The organism is Delftia sp. WY8 (assembly GCF_018437695.1).
GTDB classification, from domain to species: domain Bacteria; phylum Pseudomonadota; class Gammaproteobacteria; order Burkholderiales; family Burkholderiaceae_C; genus Comamonas; species Comamonas tsuruhatensis.
Window position 1 is genome coordinate 4157898 of sequence record NZ_CP049795.1, and the last position, 12057, is coordinate 4169954.

Annotated in this window: 10 protein-coding genes; 3 read left to right on the forward strand and 7 right to left on the reverse strand. The window is 69.0% G+C overall.

All coding sequences use genetic code 11. The annotated features are described in order from the left end of the window. Positions 1–29 precede the first annotated feature (29 nt). Positions 30–2300, reverse strand: a complete 2271-nt coding sequence (locus tag G4D77_RS19170; RefSeq protein WP_154833307.1) for a protein-disulfide reductase DsbD family protein — start codon at positions 2298–2300, stop codon at positions 30–32. Between the two features lie 215 nt (positions 2301–2515). On the opposite strand from G4D77_RS19170, the gene G4D77_RS19175 reads away from it, so the two are divergent. Together G4D77_RS19175 and G4D77_RS19180 are read left to right on the forward strand one after the other, a co-directional pair. Then, a complete protein-coding gene (locus tag G4D77_RS19175; protein WP_016449278.1) occupies positions 2516–3493 on the forward strand; it encodes a Bug family tripartite tricarboxylate transporter substrate binding protein in 978 nt (325 codons plus the stop codon). Positions 3494–3522: 29 nt separating this feature from the next. Next, positions 3523–4383 carry a creatininase family protein gene (locus G4D77_RS19180; protein WP_154833309.1) on the forward strand — a complete coding sequence of 287 codons (861 nt, stop codon included), beginning with the start codon at positions 3523–3525 and terminating at the stop codon, positions 4381–4383. A gap of 154 nt (positions 4384–4537) precedes the next feature. Here the strand turns inward: G4D77_RS19180 and G4D77_RS19185 are convergent, their stop codons facing one another. From G4D77_RS19185 to G4D77_RS19205, 5 genes are all read right to left on the reverse strand, one after another. Then, entirely contained in the window at positions 4538–5512 is a 975-nt protein-coding gene (locus tag G4D77_RS19185; protein ID WP_154833311.1) for a Bug family tripartite tricarboxylate transporter substrate binding protein, read from the reverse strand. Positions 5513–5631: 119 nt separating this feature from the next. Beyond that, on the reverse strand, positions 5632–6315 hold the full coding sequence (locus G4D77_RS19190) for a histidine phosphatase family protein (protein ID WP_016449281.1): 684 nt from the start codon (positions 6313–6315) through the stop codon (positions 5632–5634). Between the two features lie 91 nt (positions 6316–6406). Further along, positions 6407–7366 (reverse strand): PhzF family phenazine biosynthesis protein, encoded by a 960-nt coding sequence (locus G4D77_RS19195; RefSeq protein ID WP_046987043.1) that lies wholly within the window; start codon positions 7364–7366, stop codon positions 6407–6409. Positions 7367–7453: 87 nt separating this feature from the next. Then, complete coding sequence (locus tag G4D77_RS19200; RefSeq protein WP_016454353.1) at positions 7454–8638, reverse strand: aminotransferase-like domain-containing protein; 1185 nt, start codon at positions 8636–8638, stop codon at positions 7454–7456. Between the two features lie 234 nt (positions 8639–8872). Beyond that, entirely contained in the window at positions 8873–9475 is a 603-nt protein-coding gene (locus G4D77_RS19205; RefSeq protein WP_016449284.1) for a LysE family translocator, read from the reverse strand. A gap of 194 nt (positions 9476–9669) precedes the next feature. Between G4D77_RS19205 and G4D77_RS19210 the strand changes: the two genes are divergently transcribed. Further along, positions 9670–11121, forward strand: coding sequence for an aminotransferase-like domain-containing protein (locus tag G4D77_RS19210; protein ID WP_016449285.1), 1452 nt, complete (start codon positions 9670–9672; stop codon positions 11119–11121). A gap of 218 nt (positions 11122–11339) precedes the next feature. On the opposite strand, the gene G4D77_RS19215 is transcribed toward G4D77_RS19210, so the two are convergent. After that, positions 11340–12053, reverse strand: coding sequence for an RNA polymerase sigma factor FliA (locus tag G4D77_RS19215; protein ID WP_012202528.1), 714 nt, complete (start codon positions 12051–12053; stop codon positions 11340–11342). Between the last annotated feature and the right edge of the window lie 4 nt (positions 12054–12057).

The following is a 12057-nucleotide window of genomic DNA, read 5'->3' on the forward strand; positions in this document are numbered from 1 at the left end:
ATCGGGGTTTGTCCCAGGAGGGGGTGCCGTCAAAGCGCGGCCAGCGCCCCCAGCACCTCGCCCTTGGACAGCAGTTCGCTGAGCACCACCGGCGGCTTGCCCGGCGCATGCAGCACATAGACGGGCACGCCGCTGCGGCCCAGCTGCTGCAGCGCGGCGGTGATGGCCGGGTCGCGCCGCGTCCAGTCGGCGCGCAGCAGGGTCACGCCGTGCCTGTCGAAGGCGGCCAGCACCTCCTCATGGTTGAGCGTGGTGCGCTTGTTGACCTGGCAGGTCACGCACCAGGCGGCCGTGTAGTCCACGAACACGGGCTTGCCCGCAGCCTGCAGCTCGGCCACGCGGGCGGCCGACCAGGGCTGCCAGCGCTGGCCTGCAGCGGACGCCATGCCCGTGCCCTCCGCCTGGGCAGGTGTGGCGATCAGCGGTGCGGTGGTGGCCAGCAGCGCGCCCCCCAGCACCACGGCCAGCGTGGCCAGCACGGCGCGGGTGCGGCCCTTGAGCGTCAGCGTCCAGACCAGGGCGCTGAAGGCCAGCAGCAGGGCCAGCAGCGCAGTGGCGGCGTCTATGCCGCTCTGGTGCCCCAGCACCCAGACCAGCCAGACCACGGTGGCGAACATGGGAAAGGCCATGGCACGGCGGAAAGTGTCCATCCAGGCGCCAGGGCGTGGCAGCCAGCGCACTACGGCGGGAACGAAGCTGGCCAGCAGATAGGGCAGGGCCATGCCCAGGCCCAGGGCGGCGAACACCGTCAGCGCCTGCAGGGCCGGCATGTCGATGGCAAAGCCCAGCGAGGCGCCCATGAACGGCGCCGTGCAGGGCGAGGCAATGGCCACGGCCAGCACGCCGGACAGAAAGGCATCGGCCACCGGGTGGCGCGCATGCGCCGCAGCCCAACGCCCGGGCAGCATGGAGCCGAACTCGAACAGGCCGGCCAGGTTCAGGCCCAGCAGCGTGAACAGGGCTGCCAGCAGGGCCACGATGGCCGGCGACTGCAGCTGAAACCCCCAGCCCAGCTGCTCGCCTGCCGCGCGCAGCGCCAGCAGCAGCCCGCCCAGGGCCAGGAAGGACAGGACCACCCCCGCCGTATAGGCCAGCCCGCCCAGGCGCTGGGCGCGGCGGTCCTGTCCATGGCGTGCAAAGCCCAGGATCTTGATGGCCAGCACCGGGAAGACGCAGGGCATGAGGTTGAGGATCAGTCCACCCACCAGGCCACCGAGCAAGGCCATCCACAGGCTGGCGGCGCTGGCAGCAGGCGCAGCGGCCTGGTTGGCAGCCAGGGCCGCAGCCAGTGCGGGCGAGACGCTGGCCATGGCGGCAGCCGTCCAGCGGCCCTCGACCGGGGCCTCGGCGCGCCAGGCCACGGGCTGGTCCTGCTCCAGCGCTGCGGCGCGCTCGGCGGGCGGCAGGGCCAGGACCACGGGCAGCTTGGCCGGAGTGTCGCCGCGCATGTCGGACAGCGGCAGTTCGGCCACCCAGGCTGTGCCGTCCCAATGCTGCTGCCAGTCCTTGCCCAGTTCGGCCGCGTGGTGGAAGGTGTCGGAAGATTCGGGATAGAAGTCCAGCGTGCGGCCCTGCAGGGATTCAGGCAGCCCCTCGATGCGCAGCTGCACGCGCTCGTCGGGCGTCCTGCCTTCTGCTGCTGGCTGGCTGGCCGGCACCACCTTGGCCTGGGCCGGCGCGGACAGTGCCTGGGGCTTGAGCGCCCAGGCCTGGGTGAAGGCCTGACCCTGGCCTGCCGTGCTGCCCTGCACGGGCAGCTGCAGCTGGAAATCGCCTTCCTCGGGAATGCACTCCACGCGGCAGACCAGCCAGTTCGCGTGCAGGCGCAGGTCCAGCATGCCGGACGAGGGCGGCTTGAAGTCGGCGGCCACCTGCACGGGCACGGGCAGCAGCACCTGGCCCTCATAGCCGTAGTTGAGCAGCGGGCCCACGCGCAGCGCCTCGGGCACGGGCCACTGGATCTCGCCCGCCGTCAGGCCCGCAGGCAGCTGCCAGTTCAGCTCGGTGGCCAGGCCGGAGTCACCGGCGTTCTTCCAGTAGGTATGCCATTCGGGCTGGTGGGTGATCAGCAGGCCCAGCCACAGTGTCTGGCCAGGCTGTACGCCTTCGGTCGCCTGGGCCACGAGTTCGGCGCGCACGCGCGGCGTGTCCACGGTCGCTGCCGCCCCGCTGCCGGTTTTCAGGCGGATCTGCGCGCCGGCCTGGAAGGCCAGCAGGCTGGAGGCGGCCAGAAGGAAGGCAAGAAGCCAGAAGGCGAGGCGCTGGGGTGCGGTGTGGCGAGGAGGCGTTTGGAGTGGCATGGCGGACTATGGGAGCCCGGGGCGGGATCTTTGGTTCCCCTGGCTACAGGCGGCGATGGTAGCGGCCATGCGCCATGGAATCCTCTGTGCGTTGTTGCAAGACGATTGGCAAAAGATATCGTTGCATAGGCGCTTGGTATTGGACAGGCGATAGGTCCGTTGCCCATCATGGGCCGGCCACCCATCCGGGATAGAGCAACACAAGGAGACAAGCCATGCAGGAGACATCTCGCCGCCAATTCCTGGCCGCCGGCGCGGCAGCGGCCGCCGCCTGGGGGCTGCCGCAGCACGCGCGCGCGGCCGCTGCCTATCCCGACAAGTCCGTGCGCGTGATCGTGCCCTTTCCCGCCGGTGGCACCACCGACGTGGTGGCGCGGCTGGCCATGCAAAAGCTCGGGGAGCTGACCGGCCAGTCCTTCGTGGTGGACAACAAGGGCGGTGCCAATGGCGTCATCGGCACGGAACTGGCCGCCCGCGCCACGCCCGACGGCTACACCCTGCTGATGAACACGGCCGGCGCGCAGACCCTGAGCCCGGTGCTCTACAAGACCAGCTACGAGGCGCTGGCCAGCTTCGAGCCCATCAGCCATCTGTGCGACGTGGGCTTCGTCCTCATTGCGCGCAAGGACCTGCCCGTGAACAGCCTGCAGGAGCTGGTTGACATGGCCAAACAGGGCAAGCCGCTGAGCGTGTCCTCGGGCAGCAGCATGATTTCGCTGATCACCGAGCAGTTCAAGAAGGTGATTGGCGCGCCGGGCATCGTCAACGCCCAGTACAAGGGCACGGCGCCGCAGATGCAGGCCGTGGTGGCGGGCGAGGTGGATTTCTCGTTCGACTCCTTCACCTCGGTGGAGATGATCCGCACGGGCAAGGTCAAGGCCCTTGCCGTGCTGCTGCCCCAGCGCGCCGAAGTCTTTCCCCAGGTGCCCACCATCAAGGAGGCCGGCGTGGACGGCATGGGCTTCAGCTCCTGGTCGGGCCTGCTCGCGCCCAAGGGCACTCCCCGCGACATCGTGGCCCAGCTCGCGCAGCAGATGGACAAGGTCATGCAGATGCCCGACGTGCTGGCCAAGCTGCGCAGCTACAGCTATGTGCCGCGCCGGGGCACGCCCGAGGAGTTCGCGCGGCTGATCGAATCCGACAACGAGCGCTGGAAGCGCATCGTCAGGGAATCCAACTTCAAGGTCGAATGAGACGCGGGGCGGGGGCTAAGATCATGGCCATGCCAAGCTCCCCGCCTCCACACACGTCCCTCGGTACCTGGCCATCGCGCTGGTGGGCCGAAGTATCGGCGCGCGATTTCGCGCTGGCCCAGGCGGGGCTTGCCGCGGAAACCGTGGCGGTGCTGCCCGTGGCCGCCGTGGAGCAGCATGGGCCGCACCTGCCGCTGTCTGTCGATGCCCGCCTGCTGCAGGGCGTGATCGATGCGGCCCTGCCGCTGCTGCCGCCCGAGCTGCCCGCGCTGTTCCTTCCCCCGCAGAACATCGGCTTCAGCGTGGAGCACCAATCGTTTGCCGGCACGCTGACGCTGTCGCCCGCCACGGTGATCGCACTGTGGACCGAGCTGGGCGCTTGCGTGGCACGCGCCGGCGTGCGCCGGCTGCTGCTGCTCAACGGCCATGGCGGCCAGGTCAGCGTGATGGACATCGTGGCGCGCGAGCTGCGCATGCGCCACGGCCTGCTGGTCTACAGCAGCAGCTGGTTCGGCCTGGTGGACGATGCGGCCAATGCGCAGTTCAGCGCGCATGAGCACCGCTTCGGCATCCATGGCGGCGAGGTGGAGACGTCGATGATGCTGCACCTGGCGCCGGAGACCGTGCGCATGGAGCATGCGCGGGACTTTCATTCCACTTCGGAGGATCGGGCGCAGCGGCATGCCTTGCTGGGCAATGGGCGAAGCGCCAAGATGGGCTGGGCCATCGAGGACTACAACGTTTGCGGGGCGGTGGGGAATGCTGCGGGGGCTACGGCCGAGCGGGGGGCTTTGATGGTGGAGGCTTCGGCTCGGGGGCTGGTGCGGTTGTTGTCCGAGATGGTTGCGCTGCCTGCGGATACTGTGGGAAGGGCGCCGGAGCCTCTTTAGTTTTGGGCCTTTTTTGGACCCTGCCGGGTGGTGGTTTTTCGAGGCCGGGTCTCGGCCCGGCGGCCGACTGTCCGCGACCCCTTCGCTGCGCTGCGGGGCCACCTGCGCTGACATACGGGGAGTTGTTGCGGGCCTTCGCTGCGCTCGGCCCTTTTTACTGTTTCGGGATCTTGGCCTGGACGATCACGTCGCCCCAGCGTTTGATTTCCGATTGCAGCAATTGCGCGGTCTGCTCGGGCGTACTGGATTGGGCCTGGACGTTCATTTCGCGCAGTTTCTGCGTGACTTCGGGGGAGTTCACGGCGGCGGCGATTTCCTTGTTCAGGCGGGCGATGATTTCCGGAGGGGTCTTGGCGGGGGCGGCCAGGGCGTTCCAGGAAGAGGCGACGAAGCCCTTGACGCCTGACTCCTGGGCCGTGGGCACGCCGGGCAGCAGGGCCGAGCGCTTGTCGCCGGTGATGGCCAGCATGTTGACGGCCTTGGAGTTGATCTGGCCCATGATGGGCGTGAGGATTTCCACGGCCGCGTCGATCTGCCTGCCCCGCAGGGCCGTGACCACGGCGGGAGTGCCGTTGAAGGGCACGATCTGGGCGTCGATGCCGGCCGTGGTCTTGAACAGTTCGGCCGCCAGGTGCTGGGTGCTGCCGATGGCGATGCTGCCGATGTTGAGCTTGCCGGGGTGGGCCTTGGCCCAGGCCACCAGCTCGCCCAGGTTCCTGAAGCGCGAGTCGCTGGCGGTGAGCACGCCGATGTCGAAGTAGCCCAGGGTGGAAATCGGCGTGAAGTCCTTGACCATGTCGAAGGGCAGTTGGTTGAACAGCCCCACGGTGACGGCGCTGCCGTTGGACATGAGGAACAGCGTGTGTCCATCAGGTGCGGACTTGGCCACGGTGTCGCCTGCGACGATGCCGCCCGCGCTGGGCTTGTTGTCGATGATGACGGGCTGGCCCAGCTGCGAGGCCAGCTTTTGCGCAACGACGCGCGAGGTGACGTCGGCCACGCCGCCTGCGCCAAAGGGCACGACGATGCGGATGGGCTTGTTCGACAGGGGCTGTGCCTGGCTGGTGATGGCGGCCAGCAGCAGGGCCGCGCAGGTCAGGGCGCTGCGCGTGAAGCGGCGTTTGTTCATGGGTCTTTTGTCTCCTGGCCGGCCAGTGTGGCGCAAAAGCGCAGGCCGGCCCAGATCGCCCGTGTTCTGGCTGCTATGCCCTGGCGCAATAGCCGTGTGGCAGCCTGGCCGGGGCTGGATCAGGCGTGCGTGATCCAGCTGCGGTGCTCGTCCGTGTCCAGGTGGTTGAGCGTGTTGAAGGTCTGCAGCATCAGGCGCTTGGGGCTGGTGGTGAACTCGGTCACGGCGCTGTTGCGGATGCGCATGTTCAGCGCAATGGTGACCTCCGGCGAGGTGCCCAGCACATGGCCCACGGCGGTGGAGATGGGGCCGCCGCTGCTGACCAGCAGCACGTTTTCGTCGGCATGTTCGTGCCGCACGCGCTCCAGCACCTGGCGCACGCCGCCGGAGAAGTCGTCCCAGCTGGGCATGCCCTTGGGGCTGATGGTGCCGGCCATCCACTGGGCCAGGGCATCGCACAGCAGGCGGAAGTGGTGGCGGTACAGCTCGGGTGTGTCGGGCTTGGGCAGGGGCGCCGGATGGATGGCCTGCAGCAGCGCGCCGCTGTCGTATTCATCGAGGCCTGCAAGCGCCTGGGTGCGGTGCTGCTCGGCAGGCAGGCTGCCCAGGCCTTCGGCGATGCCGGCCAGCGTCTGCGCATGGCGGCGCAGCGTGCCCGTGTAGACCGCGTCGAAGCGCAGGCCGCGCTCTCGCCAGTAGGCACCCAACCTTTGCGATTGCGCCTGGCCGCGTTCGCTGAGCTGGTCGTAGTCTTCGGCACCAAACGAGGCCTGGCCATGGCGCACAAGATAGAGGGTTCCCATGGCGCGGATTGTGGCCAGCGCTGGCGCCGGCGTTTGTCCTGCGGGCGACTGGCTGCCGCCTTGGCGACAGATTCCAGCAGCCCGGCAGGCCCTACAACAGCACCTGGCCGCTCACGCACTCCACCACATGGCCGCCTATCCACAGCGCGCCCTGGGCGTCCTCGCTGACATGCACGCGGCCGTCGCGGCCCACGCAGCAGCCCTGGCTGGCGATGTAGGGCGCGCGCAGCAGGCCTTCGCCGCGCAGCCATAGGGCCAGGCTGGCGTTGAGGCTGCCGGTGACGGGGTCTTCGGTGACGCCGACGGGGCTGGCGAAGCCGCGCACTTCCAGGCTGGGGGCGGCATCCGCATCGGCCCCGGCCGGGCGCTGGCCCGTGGCAAAGGCGCGTGCCTCGCGGCTGCTGCGGCCGATCAGTGCCGGTGCATCTTGCGCGCTTTCGTACAAAGCGCAGGCGCCCACCTTGGTGTTCAGCGCCTTGAGCCTTGCATGGTCGGGCTCCAGCGCCAGCACCTGGTCGGGATGCTCGAAGAGCACGCCCATCCAGCGCGGGCCGTTGTCCAGCCAGGCGGCGCGCAGGATCTGGCCGGGCTCCGCGCCCAGCGCGGCAGCCACCTCGGCCAGCAGGCCCGGCTCCACGGCGCCGATGTCGGTGGCCGGTGCCTGGAAGGCCAGGCGTCCGTCCTGGCGCGCAATCGAGATCAGCCCCTTGGCGCATTCCTGCACGATGCGCCCCGCCTGCTGCGGCACGCCGCCCTGCGCCAGCCAGGCGTGGCAGCTGCCCAGCGTGGGATGGCCGGCAAAGGGCAGCTCGCCGCCCGGCGTGAAGATGCGCACGCGGTAGTCGGCGCCTGCGGCGCGGCCGGCCTCGGTGGGCGGCAGCACGAAGGTGGTCTCCGACAGATTGGTCCAGGCCGCGAAGGATTGCATCTGCGTATCGGTCAACCCGGTGGCGTCGAGCACGACGGCTAGCGGATTGCCCAGGTAGGGCCGTGCCGTGAACACGTCCACGGTCATGAAGGGGCGCTGGCGGGGAGCGGCGGTGGAGGTCATGGCAAGGGGCAGGGTTGCGATGGGCAATGCAGGATGAAGAAAGCCGGCGCAAAGCCGGCTTTCAGGGAACAGCCGGGGCTGTGCGTATCAGGCCGACAGCTGCGAGCGGATGGCGTCGGCCAGGGCGGCGATGCCCTTGTCGATCTGCTCGGCCGACACCGTCACGTACGACAGGCGCAGCGTGTTGGCCTGGGGCTCGTCCGCGTAGAACGGCGCGCCGGGCACGAAGGCCGTGCCGCGTTCCACGGCGGCGGGCAGCAGCTTTTGCGCATCCATGCCCTTGGGCAGGCGAACCCACAGGAACATGCCGCCCACGGGACGGGTCCACTGCACGTCCAGGCCGGCCATTTCGCGTTCCAGCGCGGCCAGCATGGCGTCGCGCTGGCGCTTGTACATGGCGCGGATGGTGGGCACATGGCGGTCCAGGAAGCCGTCCTTGATGACCTCGGAGACCACGCGCTGGTTGAAGCCGGGCGTGTGCAGGTCGGCCGCCTGCTTGGCCTGCAGCAGCTTGTTGTAGACGGACTTGGGCGCCACCAGGAAGCCGATGCGCAGGCCCGGGGCCAGCACCTTGGAAAACGAGCCCAGGTAGATCACGCCTTCGGGGTTGCGCGCGGCTAGCGGCAGGGCAGGGGGCTGCTCGAACCACAGGTCGCCATAGGGGTTGTCCTCGATCAGCGGGATGTCGAGTTCACGCGCCTTGTCCACCAGGGCCTGGCGGCGTGCCTCGGCCATGGTGCGGCCGGTGGGGTTCTGGAAGTTGGGCAGCACGTAGGCCAGGCGGGCCTTGTCGGCGCCGGTGCCGGCCTTGGCGGCGAAGTCCTCGACGAGGATGCCGTCGTCATCGCTGTCCACGCCCACGGGAATCGGTTCCTGCGGCGCAAAGGCCTGCAGCGCGCCCAGGTAGGTGGGCTTTTCGACCAGCATGCGGCTGCCGCGGTCCAGGAAGACCTTGCCGATCAGGTCCAGCGCCTGCTGCGAGCCCGTGGTGATCAGCACCTGGTCGGGGTCCACTTCCCAGGGCAGGAAGTCGGCCACGGCCTGGCGCAGGGGCGCGAAGCCTTCGCTGGTGGCGTATTGCAGGGCCGCTGCGCCATCGCGCTGCATCACGGTCTGGCAGGCCTGGGTGAACGCGTCCAGCGGGAAGGCCAGCGGCGAGGGCAGGCCGCCCGCCATGCTGATGATGCCGGGACGGTCGGTGAGCTTGAGGATTTCGCGGATGGCGGAGGGGTTCATCTTGGCAGCACGGTCTGCCAGCGTCCAGGTCGTCATAAAAAAAGCAGTTCCAGGTCTTTGCGGTGCCCGCCATGCGGGCGGGCTGGTATGGGTTGCCATGCCGTCGTGGGGCACGGGCCGGCCGCATGTGAAGAGCGCAGTGCGGATGGTGCTTTCGCTCTTGCGCCGGCAATGAGGGTATTTTGTCGCGGCCGTGAAGGGTCTGCGCATCCTCCCTTCAATAGCTGGGCAGGCCAGTACGGCCTTTGCCTGGGTGTGGATGGCGGACCCTCATGCGGCCACCATCCACATCGCCGTCAGCGCCAGCATGGCCGCCATGGCACGGTTGAACCACAGCAGCCTGCGTCCCTGGGCCAGCCAGTGGCGCAGCAGTGCGCCCACGCAGGCATACAGCAGATTGCTGGAGAAGGCATAGGCGGCCATGACGGGCAGCACCACGGACAGGCGCTCGCTCAGGTCGTCGTGCCCCGCCAGCCAGCCGGCCACGATGGCCAGGGCCAGCAGCCAGGCCTTGATGTTCACGAATTGCAATCCCACGCCCTGCCAGAAACCCACCTGCAGCTGCTGCTGCGATTGCAGTGACGCCATCTGTGCGCTGCGGCTCAGGCGCCAGGCCATCCACAGCAGGTAGCCGATGCCGGCGGCCTTGACCAGCCACAGCAGCAGCGGTGCCGCCACGATCGCCGCACCCACGCCGGCCGTGCTCAGCACCAGCAGCAAGCACCAGCCCACGGGCACGGCCAGGACGAAGCGCAGCGCCGGGCGCAGGCCGTGGTTGGCGGCCAGGGCCGTGGACAGCGTGGTGTTGGGGCCGGGGCTGAAGCTCATGGAAGCGGCGAGCAGCAGCAAGGCGGTGAGTTCGGACGGTGGCATGAGGCGGTGGCCCCGGAGGTCTCCATACAGGCGGCAAGGGGCTGTTGGGGAGGAGGGCACGGCAGGCCTGCTCCGCAGCACGAATGCCTGCAATATAGGTGCAAGACCTGTACAGTACCAATACAGTTGAACCCTCAATTGCATGTTCTGTATCGGCGCCCATCCCGATACAGTGACGTTTTGGTGACTCCCTCATGCCCGTTCCCCTTTCGCGGCTGGCGCCGCAGACCCTGAGTACCCAGCTGGCCGAACGCCTGGGAGAGCGCATCCGCATGCGCCTGCTGCCGGCGGGCGCACGCCTGCCCTCGGTGCGCGAATGCGCGCGCCAGCAGGGCGTGAGCACGCACACGGTGGTGGCCGCCTATGACCTGCTGCAGGCCCAGGGCCTGGTCGAGGCGCGGCCGCAAAGCGGCTTTTTCGTGCGCGATTTTGTGCAGGACGCACCGCTGCTGCAGTCCGAACAGGCCCGCGCCGCGCCTGCGGACGAGGCCACCGGCGCGCCCAAGGGCACGCGCATCAATGCCTCCATGCTGGTGCGCGGCATGTTCCACCAGAGCGTGGGCGGCAGGCCCCAGCCCGGCGCGGGCGTGCTGCCGGCCCAATGGCTGGAGGCAGGCTTTCTGGCCGCTGCCATGCGCAAGGCCTGCTCGGGAAAATCCCTGCACGACTCCTGCGTGGGCTATGGCGACCCGCTGGGCGACATCAGCCTGCGCGAGGCGCTGTCGCGGCGCCTGGCGCGCCTGGGCATTGCGGCGGCGCCGCAGCACATCATCACCACCATGGGCGCAACGCATGGGCTGGACGTGGTCAGCCGGGCCCTGCTGCAGCCGGGCGATCCGGTGATGGTGGAGGAGCCCGGCTGGGCCGTGGAGTTCGCGCGCCTGGCATCGCTGGGCATGCGCGTGCTGCCCGTGCCGCGCGGCCCCGACGGGCCGGACCTGGCCGTGATGCAGCGGTACTGCGAAAGCTGTGCGCCCAAGCTCTACGTCAGCGTGAGCGTGCTGCACAACCCCACCGGGTACAGCCTGTCGCCGGCCAGCGCCCACGAGGTGCTGCAGCTGGCGCGGCGATTCGGCTTCTACGTGGTGGAGGACGATACCTATGGCGAGATCGCGCCCGACCACGCCGCACGCATGACCGTGCTGGACCGCCTGGGCCACAGCATCTACGTGAGCGGCTTCGCCAAGCTGCTGGCGCCCAACTGGCGCGTGGGCTATCTGGCGCCGCCGCCTGCGCTGGTGGAGCGCCTGGTGGACACCAAGCTGCTGTCCACGCTGACCACCCCCGCACTGACGGAACGCGCCCTGGCCCACTGCATGGACCAGGGCCAGCTGCGCCGCCATGCCGAGCGCCTGCGCCAGCACCTGGCCCAGGCCCGCATGCGCAGCGTGGCACTGGCCCAGCAGGCCGGAGCCCGCTTCGCGGCCGAGCCGGCCGGCATGTTCGGCTGGGTGGACACCGGCGTGGACACCGAAACCCTGGCCCAGCGCCTGCTGGACGCCGGCTACTTCATCGCCCCCGGCTCCATGTTCCACGCCGGCCGCCAGCCCAGCACCTGCATGCGCATCAACTTCGCCACCACGCAGGAACCCGCCTTCTGGCGCATCTTCGAACGCGAAGTCCAAGCCATGCGCGGCAGCGCATAGAAAAGGGAATGGGAGAGAGGAGAGGGGGAGGGGGCGGAAGGCGGGGAAGGCTGTATCGACCCGCAAACATAGATCAGACCAGCAGCGCAAAAAACCGACGAGGCCCAAAGCGAGGGACACCGAGCAAGGGCCGCCCCGCCGCGAGGGTGTCGTCCCCCTCCCCCGCGAAGCGGGTAGAGAGCGGGAAGGCGCGTCAGCGCCTCAGGGGGTGCCCCCAGTCAATGCGCCCGCATCTTCGTACGCAGGCGCGCAATCGCCTGGCTGTGCAGCTGGCACACACGCGATTCGGTCACGCCCAGCACGGCGGCGATTTCCTTGAGGTTCATGTCGTGCTCGTAGTACATGCCCATGATGTACTGCTCGCGCTCGGGCAGGGCCTTGATGGCTTCGACCAGGGCCACGCGCAGGCGGTGGTCGCGCAGCAGCGCAAAGGGGTCGGCGCCGCTGTCGGCCACGTGGCGTTCGAGGAAGTCCTCGCCCTCGTCGCCGCCTGACATGTCTTCCAGGTAGACCAGCTGCGTGCCGCGCACCTTGCCCAGCAGCGACTGGTAGTCGTCCAGGTCCATGCCCAGCTCGTCGGCGATCTCGGACTCCAGCGGGGTGCGTCCCAGGCGCTGCTCCAGGCGGTGCAGCGCGTGCTCTATGTCCTTCTGGCTCTTGCGCGAGCTGCGGCTCATCCAGTCGCCCTCGCGCAGTTCATCGAGCATGGCGCCGCGGATGCGCTGGCTGGCGAAGGTCTCGAATTGCACGCCCTGCTCGCTCTCGAAGCGGGACAGGGCTTCGGCCAGGCCGATCATTCCGACCTGTATCAGATCATCAAGCTCCACATTGGGAGGCAGCTTGGCGATCATGTGCAGCGCGATCCGGCGTACCAGGGGTACGTGCCGACGGATCAGTGCATCGCGGTCGAGTTGGCCTTTGGCGGTGTACATGGCA